General features: G+C 76.0%; 9 protein-coding genes. 2 read left to right on the plus strand and 7 right to left on the minus strand.

Features of this window, described 5'->3' with window-relative positions; genetic code table 11:
- Nucleotides 1-118 precede the first annotated feature (118 nt).
- A complete protein-coding gene (locus RIU97_RS01435) occupies nt 119-1,750 on the plus strand; it encodes a carboxylesterase/lipase family protein (RefSeq protein ID WP_404952878.1) in 1,632 nt (543 codons plus the stop codon).
- On the opposite strand, the gene RIU97_RS01440 is transcribed toward RIU97_RS01435, so the two are convergent.
- Both RIU97_RS01440 and RIU97_RS01445 read right to left on the minus strand, forming a co-directional pair.
- Complete coding sequence (locus tag RIU97_RS01440; RefSeq protein ID WP_404952880.1) at nt 1,734-2,321, minus strand: hypothetical protein; 588 nt, start codon at nt 2,319-2,321, stop codon at nt 1,734-1,736. The genes RIU97_RS01435 and RIU97_RS01440 overlap by 17 nt on opposite strands.
- 75 nt (nt 2,322-2,396) lie before the next feature.
- Nucleotides 2,397-3,116 (minus strand): MOSC domain-containing protein, encoded by a 720-nt coding sequence (locus tag RIU97_RS01445; protein WP_404952882.1) that lies wholly within the window; start codon nt 3,114-3,116, stop codon nt 2,397-2,399.
- A 118-nt stretch (nt 3,117-3,234) separates the two neighbouring features.
- On the opposite strand from RIU97_RS01445, the gene RIU97_RS01450 reads away from it, so the two are divergent.
- Nucleotides 3,235-3,654, plus strand: coding sequence for a hypothetical protein (locus RIU97_RS01450; protein WP_404952883.1), 420 nt, complete (start codon nt 3,235-3,237; stop codon nt 3,652-3,654).
- Nucleotides 3,655-3,786: 132 nt separating this feature from the next.
- Here RIU97_RS01450 and RIU97_RS01455 read toward each other — a convergent pair whose 3' ends face one another.
- The 5 genes from RIU97_RS01455 to RIU97_RS01475 all read right to left on the minus strand — a co-directional run bounded on the left by RIU97_RS01455 (nt 3,787) and on the right by RIU97_RS01475 (nt 17,086).
- Nucleotides 3,787-5,640, minus strand: a complete 1,854-nt coding sequence (locus tag RIU97_RS01455) for a hypothetical protein (protein WP_404952884.1) — start codon at nt 5,638-5,640, stop codon at nt 3,787-3,789.
- Nucleotides 5,637-9,971: a DUF5682 family protein gene (locus tag RIU97_RS01460; RefSeq protein ID WP_404952885.1), complete on the minus strand. Its 4,335-nt coding sequence runs from the start codon at nt 9,969-9,971 to the stop codon at nt 5,637-5,639. Before RIU97_RS01460 ends, RIU97_RS01455 begins: the two co-directional genes overlap by 4 nt.
- A complete protein-coding gene (locus tag RIU97_RS01465; RefSeq protein ID WP_404952886.1) occupies nt 9,968-11,125 on the minus strand; it encodes an AAA family ATPase in 1,158 nt (385 codons plus the stop codon). The genes RIU97_RS01460 and RIU97_RS01465 overlap by 4 nt, the downstream gene beginning before the upstream one ends.
- A 160-nt stretch (nt 11,126-11,285) precedes the next feature.
- Nucleotides 11,286-16,223 (minus strand): DNA-binding protein, encoded by a 4,938-nt coding sequence (locus RIU97_RS01470; RefSeq protein ID WP_404952887.1) that lies wholly within the window; start codon nt 16,221-16,223, stop codon nt 11,286-11,288.
- Nucleotides 16,220-17,086, minus strand: a complete 867-nt coding sequence (locus tag RIU97_RS01475) for a DUF4132 domain-containing protein (protein WP_404952888.1) — start codon at nt 17,084-17,086, stop codon at nt 16,220-16,222. Before RIU97_RS01475 ends, RIU97_RS01470 begins: the two co-directional genes overlap by 4 nt.
- Nucleotides 17,087-17,213: the final 127 nt, after the last annotated feature.

The raw sequence follows: 17,213 nt of genomic DNA on the forward strand, positions 1-17,213 counted from the left end.
CGCACGCTTTGTTACATTGAGTGCCAGTTCTGCTCACTGCGCCATTCGGGGCGGGCAAACGGGGGTCTCCACGCCGGCCCGCCCGGGTGCCCCGGGGCCCGGGGGAAAGGTCGTCGGTGTGACCGACATTCGCCGGTTCCGTCGCCGGTGCGCGCTGCTGCTGCCGGTGGTGCTGCTCCTGCTGGGCGCGGCCGCACCGCCGGAGCGGCCGGCCGCTGACACGGGGCCCGTCGTGAGCACCGACCGGGGGCTCGTACGCGGCCGGGCGCACGGCGCGTACAGCACCTTCGAGGGGATCCCCTTCGCGGCTCCCCCGACCGGCGCACTGCGCTGGCGGCTCCCGGAGCCGGCGCCCCGGTGGGAGGGCGTACGCGACGCGGGGGCACCCGGGGCGCGCTGTGTGCAGCTGCCGGTCCTCGAGCCGGGCGCGCCGATCGGCTCCGAGGACTGTCTGTTCCTCAACGTCACCGCTCCGGCGGGCGTCCGCGATGCCGGGGGCCGGCTCCGGCCCGTCATGGTCTGGTTCCACGGCGGCGGCTTCTTCAGCGGCGCGGGTGATTCCTACCGGCCGGACCGTCTGGCCGTGCGGGGCGGGGCCGTGGTGGTGACCGTCAACTACCGCCTCGGCGTCTTCGGCCTGTTCGCCCATCCGGAGCTCGGCGGGGCCCCCGACTTCGCCCTGGCGGACCAGCGGGCGGCGCTGCGCTGGGTGCGGGCCAACGCGGCGGCCTTCGGCGCGGACCCGCGCAACGTCACCGTTTTCGGTGAATCCGCGGGGGCCCTCAGCGTGTGTGCCCACCTCACCTCCCCGGCCTCCGCGGGCCTCTTCCAGAAGGCGATCGTGCAGAGCGGGTCGTGCTCGACCACGATGCCTCCCCGGTCGCTGCTGCCCGGCCTGGGCACGTACGAGCCCTTCGTGCCCGAGCGGCGCACGGTCGAGGAGGGCGCCCTGGCGGCGGCCCGGCTCGGCTGCGGCCGGCCCACCGGAGTGCTGGACTGCCTGCGCCGCCTGGACTCCGGCACCCTCGCGACCGCCGAACTGATGCAGCGCTTCTCCCTGGTCTCCTACGGCAACGGCACGCTGCCGCTGGAGCCCCGGCGGGCGCTGGAGGCCGGGCGGTTCCACCGGGTGCCGGTGATGCAGGGCGCCACCCAGGACGAGATGCGCCTCTTCCTCGCGCACACCCTGGCCGCGTATCCGATCGGCGACGAAGCCGCGTACGGGGCCCGGCTGGAGCTGTCCTTCGGCGTCCCGGCCGCCCGTGCCGTGGAGGCCCGCTATCCGGTGTCGGCCTACCCGACCCCGGCGGTGGCCTGGGCCACCCTGCTGACGGACGCGTCGTTCATCTGCCCGGCGTTGCGGGACGGCGGGGCACTGGCCCGGCACGTGCCGACGTACGAGTACCGGTTCAGTGACCGCGACGCGCCCAACTTCACCGGTCTGCCGGAGGTGCCGGGGCTTCCGTTCGGCGCGGCCCACGGCTTCGAACTTCCCTACCTGTTCACGATGGCTACGCTGAACGGCACCCAGCAGCAGCTCGCGGACCGGATGACCGGCTACTGGACCGGATTCGCCCGCACGGGCGTCCCGGCCTCGCCGGGAGCGCCGCCATGGGCGCGCCACGGATCGGCGGCGGCGGTGCTCTCCCTGGCGCCGGGCGCGGGCGGGATCCGTACGGTGGACGCGCGGGCCGAACACCACTGCGCGCTCTGGGACGCGCAGTGGCCGGGGGTCACCACTTCTGGGTGATGACGGTGTATTCGTCGGTGCGGAGCGTGAGGGTGCCCGTGTCGCCGTAGACCTGGCGCCGCCATGCGGTGAACACCGCGGCGATCCGGCGGGCGTCCTCGGCGGCGCCCTTGCCCACCTCCCTGGTGGTGAAGGTGATGCGTGCCTCGCTGACCGTGCGGACCTTGCGGACGCGGGTCTCCCTGACGCGGACGTCGCTGTCCTGGTCGGTGCGGCGCTTGTCGTAGTAGGCGTTGAAGTCCCGGGTCATGTCGAACCAGTCGGCCGGACCACAGGGGCCGCCGCCGTTCCCCACCTCGCCGTCGGTGGGCGGTCCCACGTATCCGCCGGTCTCCTGGTCGGTCGGCGGACCGGCAGGGGCACCGGTGCCCTCGTCCGTCGGCGGCCCGGCGTCCCCGCCGGTGTCCTCGTCCGTCGGCACGTCGAGGTCGCATTCGGCCGGCGCGAGCGTGGGCACGCCGGCGGGCGGCGCGGCCTGCCCCGCCCGGGTGGTCCCGCACCCCGCCAGAACGGCGCACAGGAGCCCCGCCACCATCACGCGTCCCGTCACGGACCTCACTGCGATTGCCATGGCCATCCCCCTTTGGTCAGCAAGAGGCGATCGCGGCCGTCCCGGTTCCGCCTCGCACCCACCTGGTCGGGGCCGCTATTCGAGCACGACGGGTTCCCCGACCCGGACCGTTCCGGGTGTGAGGACCTGCGCGAGCACGTCGAGCCGGTTGTCGTGCGCCCCGGCGATCGCCTTCAGGATCAGCGGCGAGTGCGGAAGGTCGTGCTGGGCCTGGTTGGGCATCACGCACCGCTCGCTGGAGCGCAGGAACTCGATGTGGAGGGCGTCTCCCAGGCGGGCTTTGCGGCCGATCCACTCGTCCTCGACGAAGGGCGGGGTGCCGGGCGGGGTGCGCAGCAGGATGTTGGGGCGGAAGCGGCGTTCGTCGACGGGAACGCCCGGCACCTCGTTGCGGATCCAGTCGAGGGTGGCCGTCGTGAGGACGCTGAGCGGCAGTTGGTCGAAGTGCGAGACCTCGCCCTCGCGGGCCAGCTCGAGGTCATCGCGGCCGAGGTGAGTGCGGAGGTAGGCCGTGGGGGCGGCCACCACGCGTCCGTGGGGGTCGAGCAGTTCGGGCAGGCTCGGCTCGTGGTCGCCCGGCGCGTAGCGGGACCTCAGGTGGAGCAGGCCGTCCATCCGCCGGAAGCGCCGGGTGTTCTTGCCCGAGCCGAACTTGCCGTCCTCGTCCCGTACCGCGTACAGCCGGTCGCCCACCAGGCCGCGCTCGTCGACCCGTACGCAGCGCAGCAGTTCGCCGCCGGTCGACTTGATCGGGTATCGCCACAACCGGTCTGTCACGCCCACGTTCTCCGCCACCGGCATGACGGTACTACGGTGGGATCATGACCCGTTCGCTGGTCCGTCCTTGGTGATCTCCGCACGCAGAACACCCGATTCCGCTGAAGGCTGAAGGCCGAAGGAAGAAGGTGACACGGTGCCGGTGCCGTTGATGGGCATGCTGCTGCTCCTCAGTGTGGTCACGGCTGGAGGGGGCATCGTGACCGTCGTTCTCCTGCTGAACAACCCACCCCTGCCTCTGTCCAAACTCTGCGGGGTTCTCGTTCTGGTCTTCTCTTCTTCGGCAGCAGCCGTGTACTGCTACGGCTGGTACTCCGTCACCATGGAGGGCCCGTTCCCGCAGTTGTGCGAAGACCGGAACGCCGCGGGTGCCGAATGGGCAAGCATGAAACAGGAGTACTGGCCTCTTCGCAGCGCCTGCGTCTACTCCGATGGCTCAACGGTGGAATACGTCTCCGTGTCGATCAACGTGCTCGTCTGCGTGCTGGCAAGCCTTGCCGTCGTCCTGACCGGTGCCGCCGCGTTCCTGCACCGGCGGGCCCGGCAATCACGTTGAAGGCCGCGCCGCCGTCCTCGGTGACGGTGAGCGTCGTGTACGCGGACGACGACAGGACGCGGATGGCCGAGGGCCGGTCCTACGTGATCGCGGTGGCACACGGCGCTCGTCCACCGAGCACGGCCCCTTCGGTTACGGCTCGTTCAGCGCTGGTCTCCCCCCAGGTCGGAGGGGCGTGGCCATGGCTGCGTCCGGGATGGCCGCCCAGGACGCGGCGACCAGGGAGCGTTCCGCCGCCGCGAGGTGGGTGGCCGCGGCCAGCCAGGCCCAGGCGTAGCCGTCGGGCGAGGGGTCGGTGAGGCGGCCGAAGGCGTTGCGGGGGCGGCGGTCGGCCTCGGCGGCGAGGGCGGCCGACAGCTCCGCCGCCGCGGTGAGCCCGGCCCGGCGCAGCGGGCCGTACGAGGCGAGGGGCTCCGTACCGCGGGCCGCTTCGGCGACGGCGCGGCGGCCACCCGCGACCCCGGTCTCCAGGAGGCGGCGCACCCGCCACAGCGGGGAGTCGGCCAGCGGGTCCGGGCCCTCGGCCGCCGGGACCGCCCCGGGGGCTTCGGCCTGCGGCGGGAAGTGGATGCCCTGGAGGCGGTCGTAGCCGAGGTCGGCGCGGCCCAGCCATTCCTCGGGCAGCCGCAGCGTGTACGGCGCCCCGGGCACCGGGCCGACGGCGAGGGGGCGCAGCGTGGCGGCGCGGTCGAGGTCGGGGCGGCCCAGGACCCGGAGCTGGAGTCCGGGGTACGCGGCGATGCGGCGCAGGTTCGCCGTGTGCGGCAGCTCCGGGTGGGGGTGCGCGGGCAGCAGCCGCAGCAGTGGTGCGTCCGGGCGGGTCTCGCGGACGAGGAGGTGTTCGCCGGCCGCGCCGACGACGGTGACATCGCAGCCGAGCAGTGCGGACTCGGCCGCCTCCGGATCGGCCAGCAGCTCGGCGACGGCCTCGGCGGCCGGGCGGGCGAAGAGCGGCGCGGCGGGCTGCTCGGTCCAGGGTGTGCCGCGCAGCGGGGTCGCCCTGACCCCGCGGCCCGCGCCGAGCCTGCCCTCCGCCGAGACCGTCGCGCCGACGATGCGCAGGCCCCCGCGGGCGAGACCGGCGTGGTCGAGGGTGGCGCCGCCGAGGGCGACGGAGGCGGAGCCGGCTCCGCGGGCCCGGGCCAGGCCGCCGGGTCGGACATCGGACACCGAGTAGCGGGAACCGTCGGGGGCCAGCAGGTGGGTGACGACTCCGCCGTAGCCGGTGGCGGAGAGCACCGGCTCCCGGCACAGGCCGTGGACCTGGAGGCTGCCGCCGGGCGCGTAGGCGCGGCGGACGGTGCCGGTCAGCACGGGGTCGGCCGCTCCGGAGGCCAGCAGTCCGGCGGTGTGCAGGAGTTCGCGGAAGGCTCCGGTGAGGGCGCCGAGCCGCTGCGTGGCCCGGCGCTCCCGGGCGGCGCGCAGGCCGCGTACGACCCGAAGGGCGGCGGCCTCGGCGCGCGGCAGCCCGGCGAGGCGGGCGGTGTGCGCGGCGCGCAGCAGCTCGGCCTGCACCACGGCTCCGCCGGCCGTCACTCCGGCGGCGAGGGCTTCGGCGGCGGCGTGCCAGAGCGCGGCCGCGGCGCCGAGCTGGGCCTCGGTGAGGGCCGGCGCCGGGTCGGTGGACTCCTCGGGCCCCGGCTCCGCCGAGGGTTCCGGCCCGGGCTGCTCCGCGGGCGGTTGGGCAGGGGCCGCGTCCGCGAGCGGGGCCGCGCCCAGGGCGGCGGCCCGGTGGAGGCAGCGGGGCGCCAGCAGGCAGCTGCACGTGGCCTGTCCGGCCTCGGTGACCGTGCCCTCCGGGCCGGGGCGCAGGGTGACGAGGGCGTCCTCGCCGAAGCTGACGGTAACGCTGCCGTCCGCCGCGCGGGTGGCGCCCTCCGCGCAGCTCTCGGTGGCGGCGTCCAGCTTCTTGCGCAGGCGGGCGGTGAGGTTCTCGACCGCTTCGGCGAGCACCTCGGGTGCGACGGGCGGCAGTTCGGTGCTCAACGGGACACTCCACGGAGGCGGTCGCCCACCCAGCGGGCGAGGGCGAGGGGGCTGAGGGCGGCCACGGGCATGCCGGCCGCGACGAGTTGCCGTGCGACCGGGACCGAGTACCGGGGCGTCCCCGCGTCGTCGAGCGCGGCGCAGCCCATCAGGTGGGCGCCGGAGGCGGCCAGCGCGCGGACCTCGCCGAGGAGTCCGCCGATCGGGGCGCCCTCTTCGAAGTCGCTGACCACGACGACGAGGGTGCGGCTCGGGACGGTGATCAGGGTGCGGGCGTGCGCGAGACCGGCGGCGATGTGCGTACCGCCGCCGACGCGGACCTCCAGCAGCAGCGAGAGCGGATCGTCCACGCGGTCGGTGAAGTCCACGACCTGCGTGGAGAACGCGAGGAAGTGGGTGGACAGGGTGGGTACGCCGCCGAGTACGGCCGCGGTGAGGGCCGACCAGATGACGGAAGCCTCCATCGAGCCGGAGACGTCGACGACCAGGATCAGCCGCCAGTCGGCCTCGCGGCTCGCGCGGGTGCTGAAGACGGGCCGCTCGGGTACGACGACCACCGTGCCGTCGTCCCGTCGCCGGGTGTGCGCGAGGTTGGCGCGCAGGGTGCGAGCCAGGTCGAGCCTGCCGCCGGGGCGGCGGGTGGGGCGCGGGGTGGCGAGGCCGGAGAGGGTGGGGCGTAGGCGGGTGGCCAGCTCCTTGGCGAGCTCGTCGACCAGCCGTTTGACGAGGGGGCGCAGGCGGGCGAGTTGGGCCTCCGGGAGCCCGCCGGCCAGGGACAGTACGGAGCTCAGCAGTTCCACGGAGGGCCGTACGGCCGCCGGGTCGAGCTGGGCGAGCACGTCGGTGCGGCCGGCGTCGGCGGCGTCGGCGAGCACCTCTTCCCGTACGTCCGCGCCGAACAGCGCCTCCAGCTCCTGCGACCACTCCCGGGCGGTGGGGAAGGATGCCTCCTGGCCACCGCCCTGGCCGCCCCCCTGGCCGGAGTCGAGGTCGGACGCTCCTTCGCCGCGCCCGGCGCCGTACAGCTCGTCCAGTGCGTGGGCATAGCGGCGGGCGCCGGCGGGCAGCCGGTCGCGCTCGCGGCCGAGCAGCAGCCGCCAGCGGTCGGCCGGGGCGAGCCGGTGTTCCCCGGCCTCGGGGGTCCGGGCGAGCGGGGCGTCGGAAAGGTCCGGGGCCGGGGCGGGTGCGTCCGCCCCGGCTGCCGGCAGCGGGAGCGCCTTGAGCGCGGCGAGTCCGGCGGCGTCGGCGGCGGCCCAGAGGGTGAGCAGGGCGGGCGAGGCGTCGAGTGCGAGGTCGAGCCGGTCGCCGAGCCGCTCGGTGACGGTGTCCAGCAGCCGGTCGCGGGCGGCGGGCGAGAGGGCGTCGAAGCCGCCGCGCAGGGCCGGGAGGCGGTCCAGGAAGTCCTGGTCGGCGAGGCGCTCGACGCGGTCGAGGAGCGGGGTCAGGGCAGCCGGGGAGGACTGCAGCAACGGTCCCGCGGCGGTGAGGAGTCCGGCGAGCCGACGGGTCAGGGCGCGCCGGCTGTCGGGGCTGGCCGCGGCGTCGATCCACCCGGCGGCGCGGCTGCCGAGCCCGGCGGCCGGGTCGAGGTCCAGGAGGACCCGTACGGCCAGGGACGCTCCCTGGATCAGCGGGGACGCAGAAGCGGCCAGCTCGGCGAGGGCGTCGTCCGTGCGCAGGCCGAGGTGGCGGGCGGCGGCGCGGTCGGCGAGGGCCACGAGGGCGGCCGCGTCGGCGGGGTCGTCGCTCCCGGCGAGGCCGGGCAGGGACCGTACGGCCGCTTCGAGCAGGTCGGCGGTGAGGTCGGCGGCCGTGGCACGCGATCCGGCCGAGGTGCCGGGGAGGTGGCCGCGGTGGAGGGCCTCCAGGAGGTCGAGGGCGTCGAGGAGTTCGGGCAGGGTAGCCGTCTGCGGCAGGGCGGTGGCCGCCTCGTGGAGGCGTACGTCGACCAGATCGGGCAGATCGCACCGCGCGGCGGCGGCCAGCCCGGCGAGGATCTGCGCCGGGGTCGGCCCGCCGTCGGCGGCGGCCCGGCGGGCGGTGTCGCGCAGGGTTCCGGCCGCGGCCTGGGCGGCGGTGACGCCGCGGACTCCGGCGAGATCGAGGCGGGCCGGGACGGAAGGCGTCCAGGACAGCCGCCACTTGGTGCCGAGGGCGGCCCCGTCGCCGGTGGCGGCGACGGTGAGCGGCTCCCCGTAGGAGGCACCGCACACGAGGAGCCGTTGCAGCAGGACCTCGCGGCGGCCGTCGAGGGCGGAACGCAGCGGGTCGAGGCGGACCTCGCGGGAGGCGGGCTCGTCGGGGCCCGGCAGGCGCACTTCCGTCAGCTCGGCCTCGACGGAGGGGCCGAGACCGGAGCGGGGGGCGTGCGGGGTGATCCGCCCGCGGGCGGTGCCGACGAACACGGCCTCGAGTGCGCGGGCCAGCGCCCGGCCCCGGCCGAGCGGTTCGCCCTGGCCGAGCACGGTGGTGACGGCCTCGAGGATCTCGCCGCGGCCGGGCGCGGGGAGCCCGCGCAGGACGGCGAGGTCGCAGGCGAGCCGCAGGGTCTCGGCGGCCTCGCCGGTGCCGGCGGTGTGGCCGGCGCGGCGCAGCTCGCGGCAGAGCCGGGTGACGGCGACGGAGGCCGCCTCCCGGACCCGCCCGGGGTCCCCGCCGGCTTCCAGGACGGCCTGCTGCCAGAGCGGATCCCGGATCCCGGCGGGGTAACCGGAGCGGGAGTCGAGCAGATCGAAGGAGTACGGCACGAAGGAGGTGACGGCGCCCTCCGCCCCTGCGCCGGCGCCCGTGACGGGGCGCGCGGGCCCTGCGGGCCGGTGCCCCGGCACGGCACCCGCCCTCGGTGCCTGCACCGAGCCGCCGGGCTCCCCGGCGGGCGCCCCCGGAAGGACACCGCCGGGCCGGGCCCCCACGCCCGGGACGCCCGGGGCGACATCGGCGGGCCCGGAGCCGGTTCCCGTGCCGAGGGGAGCCGTGTCCAAGGCGGCGGGCCCGGCCCCGGCATCCATGCCGGGGAGGGTGGGGGCGACAGCGGCGAGCCCATTCCCCGCATCCCCGCCCACGCGGTCCGCGTCTACCGCAGCCGGTCCGGCTCCCGCCTCCATGCCCGCACGAGACGGGTCAACAGCGGCCGTCCCGCTCCCGGCATCCGCGCCCTCGAGGGCGGGGACGGCAGCGGCCGGGCCGTTACCGGCGCCCGGGCCGACCAGCGCCGGGGCGACATCGGTCGGCCCGGCCGCTGCGTACACGCCCACGCCCACACGGGACCGGTCCACGCCGACCGTTCCGGCGCCGGCTTCCACCCCCGAGACCGCGGGGCCTGCAGCGGACGGTCCGGTACCGGCGCCCGCGCCGGGGAGGGCGGCAGCAGCAGCGGCATCGACAGCAGCCGTCGGGCCGGTGCCCGCGGTCACGCCCGCTGACGCCGGATCCACAGCGGGTGCGCCCGCGCCCAGGAGGGCCGGGGCGTGGAAGGCGCCGATCACGGCGGCCACGCGGTGGCCGGCGGCGGTGGCGCCGGCGATGACGGAGCGCATGTGGGACTCGCGGGCCAGGTCCCTGGCCGGTGGGGTGGAGTCGGCGCGCAGCGCCCAACCGACGCCGAGCGCCGCGCGGCGCACGGCCTCCGGGGAACAGCCCGGTGCGAGCACCTCGACGGCGCGGTCCCACAGGTCTTCACCGTCACGGCCGGTGCCGGCGGCGGTGAGCGCGGCCGCGTAGGAACTCCCCCGCGGCGCCCGCGCATCCGGCTCGAAACCCGACTCTGCCGGAACGGGAGCCGGAGTCGGAGTCGTACCCGCGGGGTCGGGCTGACCGGGGACCGGCCCTGCGGGCCAGGCCAGGTGCGGGCCGGCCGGGGTCGGACTCGGGGCCGAGCCGACGGGCTTCGTCTGGCCCGGGATCGGCCCCGCCTGGACCGCCGGGTCAGGGTCCGGGCCCGTAGGACCGGCCGGGGCCGGCACCGCGGGCTCGGCCGTCCAGCCGGGGGACGGGAGGGGGAGGTCGCAGCAGAGGACGGTCGCGCCGGTGCGGCGGGCCCAGCGGATCGCGGCCAGTTCCGGGGAGAAGTCCGCGAACGGGTAGAACGCCAGGCGGCCGTCGCCGTCGGTGCCCGCGAGGGCGACCGGGGCCAGGGTCTCCGGGTCGGCCAGGTGCTCCAGCCACGGCTGGAAGTCCGCCGGGAGTTCGACGCAGACCGCGTCCGCGCCCGAGGCGTCCAGCAGCTCGGGCACCACCGCGGCCAGGGCGGGGCTGTGGTGGCGTACGCCGAGCAGGTACGGCGTACGGGACGCGGCGAGCGCGTCGACGGCGGCGCGCGGGTCGGAGGTCAACGCAGGCTCCCGCGCAGGTCCCAGAGGCGGCGCCACATCGCGGAGCCGTCCTCGGCGCGGCGGCGCACCGGGCCGTCCCAGTAGCCGAGGAGGCGGCCGTGGTCGGCCGGGTCGTCCTTGCGGACCACGCCCAGCAGGTGCCCCGGCAGCAGGTCCAGCACGTCCCCGCCCGGCAGGTACGCGGCCGCGACCCCCAGCGAGGCCGCCACCTGCACGGCTTCGGCGGTGGACATGACCGTACCGGGGCGTTCCACGTCCCAGCCCTCGGCGGAACGCCCGGAGCGCAGGTCGCGGAAGACGGTGACGAGCGCGTCGAGCACGGCGTCGTCGACCCCGAAGGCCGCGCCCGCCCGCTCGACGGCGGCGACCGCCTGCCGGCGGATCAGCGTGGCCTCGGCGTCCGCGTCGGCGATCGGGGCGACCGTCTCGAAGTTGAAGCGGCGCTTGAGGGCGGCGGACATCTCGGAGACTCCGCGGTCCCGCAGGTTGGCGGTGGCGATGACGGTGAAGCCGGGGGCCGCGGAGACCACCGCGTCCTCGGTGGCGGTCAGTTCGGGCACGCTGACCCGCCGGTCGGACAGGATCGACACGAGTGCGTCCTGCACCTCGGGCAGGCAGCGGGTGATCTCCTCGACGCGGACCACGCGCCCGGTGCGCATGGCGGAGAGCACCGGGGAGTCGACGAGGGCGCCCGAACTCGGCCCCTGCGCGAGCAGCAGCGCGTAGTTCCAGCCGTAGCGGAAGGCGTCTTCCGTGGTGCCGGCCGTGCCCTGGACGGTGAGGGCGCTGGTACCGCTGACGGCGGCGGCCAGCAGCTCGGACAGCATCGACTTGGCGGTGCCCGGCTCACCGGTGAGGAGCAGGCCGCGCTCTCCGGCGAGGGTGACGACGCACCGCTCCACCAGGGCGCGTTCGCCGACGAACTTGGGGGCGACGGCCAGCTTGGCGGGGAGCCCGGCGCGCCGCTTCGGCAGGGCCAGTTCGGCTCCGTCACTGCCGCAGACGAAGGTGACGACGGCGCGCGGGGTCAGGGCCCAGCCGGGCGGCCGGGGACCGGGGTCCTGGGCGGCGAGGAAGTCGAGCTCGGCGGCGTGACGCTCCTCGGCGGGCAGCACCTGCCGGGGCGCGGGGACGGATGGTGCGGTGACGGTCATCGGGGTCCTCTGGAACGGAGAGCGGGCAACGGGCAACGGGGGAACGAGGGAACGGATCAGGAAACCGGGAACTGGAACGGGAGGTGTGCCGGGTGGCCCGGGGCGCGGCGCACCCCTGCGGAGGGGTGCGCCGCGCCGAAAGGGCCCGGGCGGCCGGGGGTCAGCGTCGGCGGGCGCGGGTGCGCTTCACCTTGAGCTCCTCGAAGCGCGGCACGTCGCCCTCCTGGACCCGCTGCCAGGCCCGGCGGTAGAGGTCGGCGGCCGGTTCGGCCGGGGTCAGCACGCCGAGCAGCGGCCGGTCACCGGCGCCCAGACCGTACATCGGCAGCTTCCACTGCTCCACCGGCAGGGTCGGCGAGGCCATTTCGGCCCATCCGCCCGGCAGGAACAGCGAGCGCCCGGCCCGGGTGCGGCCGGCCGACACCACCAGGTCGGTGGCGGCCAGTTCGGCCCGTGCGGCCTTGAGCCGGGCGGGCTTCCAGCCCGTCCACCGCGCGGTGTTGCGGTCGGTGGGGTCGGGCATGGCGAGCAGGACGAGGTACACGGTGGCCGCGTCGGCGCCGAGACCGTACGCGGCGCCCACCTCCTCGACCAGCTCGGGGACGGAGCGGCTCGGGTCCTGCGGCCACCAGGTGCCGTCGGCGTCCGCCGACCCGGCCGCCGGGGCGCCCGGGTCGGCGAGGAGTGCCGCGAAGCGCGGGTCGTGGACGGTCCGCAGGGCCGTCTCGACCGCGGAGGGCCGCTGTTCGGCGCCGCGCAGCGCCGGGAGGTAGGGGTCGGAGCCGGTGGAGTCCAGCAGGGCCGGGCGCAGCGCGGGCTTGGGCTGGTCGTCGTGGGTGGCCATGACGACCGCGCCGTAGCGCTCGTATCCCTCGCCGGTCTCGGTCGGTGTGCCCGCCGCCTTCCGGAAGTCGGGGAGGCTGGTGTAGTGCCCGATCTCCAGGAGCAGTTCGGGCGCGGTGAGCCGCTGCCGTACGGCGGTCAGCGCGGGCGGCAGGGCCGCTCGTACGGGGTCTCCGGCGGGCAGCCGGTGCGCCAGCCAGCCCGCGGTGACCACGGTCCCGGTCAGGACGCTCGCGGTGAAGGGGTGGGTGGCCGGATCGCGGGGCTCCACGTGGTCGCCCTTCACCGTCCAGGCCACGTCGACGGAGAGCTCGGGCGAGGCCTCCGGGTCGAGCAGTGCGCCCAGGGCCCGCTGTGCGGCCCAGCCGCGGCCGACGGCGCGTGCGACCTCGGTGGCCAGCCAGTCGGGTACGCGGGTACGGCGGCCCACGCGCCGGTTCCACACCTCCGCGGCGGCGGCCACGTCGGGTCCCTCGCTCCACAGCTTCGCCGGATCGGCGGGCAGCAGGGCGGCGACCACGGCGCGGCGTACCTCGGCGTCGAGGTTCTTGAGCTCGTCGCGGGCGTGGGCCGCGTCGGTGGCCTTGACCCCGAGGGCGGTGCGCAGCTCCGCGGGCAGGAAGTTGCGCTCGTAGGTGTCGGTGTACGGGAGTCCGGCGATCACCAGGCGGGCGAGGGCGCCGGGGACTCCGGTGAGCCGGGAGAACTCCTCCGCGGCTTCCGGGCTGAAGGGGGCCGGGCCGTGTTCGGCGGCCGCGCCGAGGAAGTCGGCCAGCCAGCCGGCGCCCCGTTCGCGGTCGCCGAGCGGGGTCTCGCCGCGCACGGTGTAGGGGCCGGGGACGGTGAAGCGGCCGTCGGGGTCGTGCAGCAGGGCGCCGAACTCGTGGCCGTAGGGCACGGATTCGCTGTGCTCGGTCAGGGCGAGGACGGCTCCGCCGCCCAGCGGCAGCACGCCGCGGTGGTGGAGGTTGCGTGAATGGCCGTCGGGGCCGGTCAGGTGGGCGCGGTCGAGGTGGAGGACGACCCGGCGCCAGCGGGCGGCGGAGCCCTCCGCGGAGGCCAGGCCGAGGGCGTCGACGGCGCCGAGCAGGGTGACCAGGGCGGCCCGCTGTTCGTCGGTGGCCGACACGGTGGTGGCGCGGTAGGCGACGGCGGCGGGCTCGTCGAGCAACAGCGTCCACGAGAAGGTGGAGTGCGGCAGCGCGGGCGTGTCGAAGTGGAGCCTGCCGGGCACCCCGGTGGTGTCGGTCCGCGCACAGGCGGCACGGAGTTCGCTCAGGAAGTGGTGGGCGCCGTCCTCGTCGCCGCCCCAGCGGTAGTACCCGGAGCCGGTCAGCCCGCGCAGTGCGTCGCCGAGCAGCCGGTCGCTGGGTCCGTGCTCGCGCTCCTCGGCGGGGGCGTCGTCCGGGTGGAGCCGGGCGGCGACCGCGTCCAGGGCCTGCTGCTGGGTGAGGGTGAAGCGCAGCACCTCGACGATGCCGCCGATCAGCTTCGGGGCGGTGACCTGGGGCAGGGCGGCGCTGACGAGGCCGGGCAGGTCGGTGACCTTCTCGGCCGCGGCGGCCGCCTTGAGCAGCGTGGCGAGGGTCTCGCGGTCGGCGGCGCGCAGGGCGGCCGAGCCTTCGGGGTCGCGGGGACGCAGGGCGTACCAGTGCGACAGCGGCGGGAGGTCCACGCTGCCCGTGCCGAAGGCGGAGCGGCGGTGGTGGTCGCCGCGCGAGCGGGCGGTGATCACCCCGTCGGGGTCGCTGATGCTGAGTTCCTGCCAGTGCTGCGACAGGGCGCGCGGCCGGTCGTCGCCGGGGAAGGCGAGCGCCGCGACGGGCATGTCGCGGCCCTCGGGCACGGTGACGGTGCGGCCGCCGGGGTCGGTCCCCTGCCAGCCGTGGCCGGCGATGCGGACGGTGCTCCAGCCGAGCAGGCCGCCGGCGGGGGCGCCGAGCACGGAGCCGGCCACGGTGGGCGTGGGCCGCAGCCAGTTGGAGTACCCGCTGCGGCGTGCGTTCTCCGGGTGCGCGCGCAGGGCGTCGGCGAAGAAGCCGGGCAGGGAGCTCCGGCCGTACGCCGCGCCGGCGGGGTCGTACTCGAGCCAGCCGGCCTCGTTCTTCTCGTCGCGCCGCTGCCACACCCAGTACGAGGTGCCGTCGGACAGCAGGGGCCGCTCGTCGGGCAGCTTCGTGTCGCCGCGGTGCAGGACGCCGCCGCCGGTGGCGCGGCCGCCGCCGGGGAGCGGCAGGGAGATGTGCTCGCTGCGCGGCGACCAGTGGTTGCGGTCGGTTTCCACGGTGAAGACGGTCTGGGGTGCGGAGTGCCAGTAGCCCTCCGTCCGGTTGGTGTTCCAGGAGGACCAGAAGACGAGCAGGTCGCCGTCGACGTAGTGGAATCCGTGCCGGTACTCGGACCCGGTGGGGACGCGCAGGTCGTGGGTGAGGACGGTGGAGTCGGCGTCGATGACGCGGACCTCGGTCTGGTTGGCGACGATGAGGTACGGCCAGGCTTCCATCACCGTGAGGCCGTTGCGGTGGTTCTGGCCGGGGCCCAGTTCGGCGAGGGCGCTCTCCCAGGAGGGCCAGGCCAGTTCTTCGAAGAGGCCGCCGCGCAGGGTGCGGGCGAGGGTTTCGGCGAGGTCGGCGGCGGCCGCGGCGGCCACTTCCTCGGGGGCGAGTTCGAGGGCTTCGGTGGGCAGCCAGGTCAGGCGCTGGATGGCGTCCGGGACGCCGGGCAGCCCGGCGGCGGTGGAGGCGCGGGCGACCTCGCGCATCCACTCGGTCAGCAGCGGGCGGCCGCCGGGCGACCCGGCGACGCGCCGGATGACCTGGACGCCTTCGCCGTTGCCGCCGAGGGCGTTCAGCGCCCGGCGGAAGGCGGGGTGGAACCGCTGGTCCGCGGCGAGGGCGAGCAGGTCGCGGCGCTGCTCGGAGCGGGCCCAGCCGGTCAGGTTCAGCTGGTCGTGCCGGTGCCGCTTGTTCTCGGGGTCCGGGTCGGGGTCGGCGACCGGGATCTCCAGGGCGAGCAGCAGGTCGAGGAGGTCGGCGTCCTCGACTCCGACGCGCAGGCCCGTTTCCCGGCCGGGCCGGGCGAGTTCGGTGCGCAGCTGCTCCGCGCAGCGCTCGACCACGTCGAGGAGCACGTCGAGGGCGGGGCGCACGCCCCAGCCGGCGTGGCGGGCCGCGTGGAAGCGTTCCAGCCAGCCGGCGGCGCCGTCGGCGCACCGCTGCTCGGCGGGCAGTTCCTCGCCGGCCAGCCCGGCGGTCGCGCCGGACTCCTCCAGGATCTCCAGCCACAGGGTGGTGAGCTCGTCACCGCCTCCGGGCGGGGTCAGCCCGAGGAGCGTGCCGCGTACGGCGGGAACCCGGTGGGCGAGCGCGACGAGGGCTGCCCGGTGGGCCTTCCACCAGCCGAGTGCGGCGCGCAGGGTGGCGGGCAGGGGCAGCAGTTCGGCGAGGTAGTCCTGCTCGGCCTCGGTTCCGGTCAGGCCCGCGGCGCGGGCGAGGCGGCGCAGTTCGACGGCGGCCTGGGCGGAGGGCGGCAGCCCGCCGGCGGTGCGGCGCACGCACAGGCGGCGGAAGCGCTCGTGAGCCTCGGCGGGGGTGACGCGGCCGGCCAGGGCCTTGGCGTACCCGGTGAGGACCTTTACCGGCAGGGCGCCGGCCAGGGCGAATTCGAGGAAGACGGAGTCGAGGCGGTCCTCGTCGATGGCGAGGCCGTGCTGGGCCTCGGCCGTGCGGGCGCGGCCGAACAGCTGGGCGGCGTAGGTGGTGTTCTCGACGGCGAGGAAGATGCGGGCCGCCTGCTCGTGGAAGACGGGCAGGAAGTGCGGGACGGACGCGGCGAGGCGGTCGGCCAGCTCCTGGCAGGCGTCGAGGGCGGCCTTGGGCTTGGTCTTGGCCTGCCGGGCGACCCGGTCCAGTTCGGGGACGACGGCGAGGGCGTGGTGGCCGTCCTCGGGGTGGTGCACGAGGACCCATTCGGGGAAGCCGAGTGCCTGGCGCCGGCTCAGGCCGACGACGGGGGGCTCGCCCCCGTCGCGTACGAGTCCCAGGAAGCCGGCGGCGAGGTCCTCGGCCGGGCCCAGTTCGGCGGGCGCGAGGCGGACGACGACGCGGTCGTCGCCGAGTCCGGGGTGGCGGTAGGAGCGGGCGGTCAGTGGGACGGCGGTGGGGCCGGTGCCCGTGGCGTCGTGCGGCAGTACGGCGCCGGCCTTGAGCAGCAGTTCGGCCGTGTTCATCGCGGTGTCCTTCTGGTTGGTGCTCATGCGTTCCCGCCCTCCTCGATCTTGCGCCCGGCGTACAGCGCCGCGGCCATCCGCATGCCCTCGGACCAGGCCACCGGTCCGACCGCGGCCAGGGGTACCGTCCGGCCGTTCTCGTCGTGCCAGCTCAGGGCGCCCGTGGTGGTCTCGTCCTCGTAGTAGGGCTCGCCGATCCACACGGCCGCCTCCGCCCCGGCCCCGGAGTCGCGGACCTTGCAGGTGGCGTAGCCGCCGGAGACGCGGTAGCCGAGGCCGGTGGCCCGGGCGGCGAGGCTGAAGCGGGTGGGGAAGACCCCGCCCGCGTAGTCCCGGACCTCGGTGGCGGTGGCGGTGAGCCCGTCCGGCTTCTGCCAGGTCGCGCGGTGGATCTGCTCGACCCGCTGGACGATGCCCAGCTCGGCCGCGAAGTCCCGTACGTCGTCCAGGTCCGGGAGCAGCACGGGGTGGGGCAGGGTCACCGTGCGCGGGGCGAGTCGTACGGTCTCGCCGTCGAGGTTGACCACCTTCAGTTCACCGGAGGCGGTGGCGTCCCGCAGGAAGCCCACCTCGTCCGGGTCGTCGCCGACGACGGCCATGTCGCGCAGGGCGTGCTGCCAGGCCTCGTCCGGCCAGACCCGGGCGAGCAGTCCGGTCGGTACGGGCAGCGAGGACACCATCCAGCCGTCCACCTGCGCCACGCAGGCGGCCTCGTGCCGGTCGAGCCATTCGGCGAGCCGGCGCAGCCGGTCCACCTCGGGATGGTCCTTCAGCGCCTTCGGCAGCGTCTTCAACTGCCGTCCCGCACTCCGGCCGGTGGTGGACCTCGCCGCCACCCGTCCCTCCACCAGGGCGATCTCGTACCCCTCGCCCGCCGCCAGCCATGCCATCAGCCCGTGCCCCTCCGCCTGTCACCTACGGTTCCGCGCAGCCCTGACAGGGGGGAACAGACCCCCTGAGCTGCGGTATGCCGGGAGACTAGCGAGCCCCACTGACAACGCCCGCCTGAGGGTCCGT

Source organism: Streptomyces sp. 147326 (genome assembly GCF_045000215.1).
Classification (GTDB): domain Bacteria; phylum Actinomycetota; class Actinomycetes; order Streptomycetales; family Streptomycetaceae; genus Streptomyces.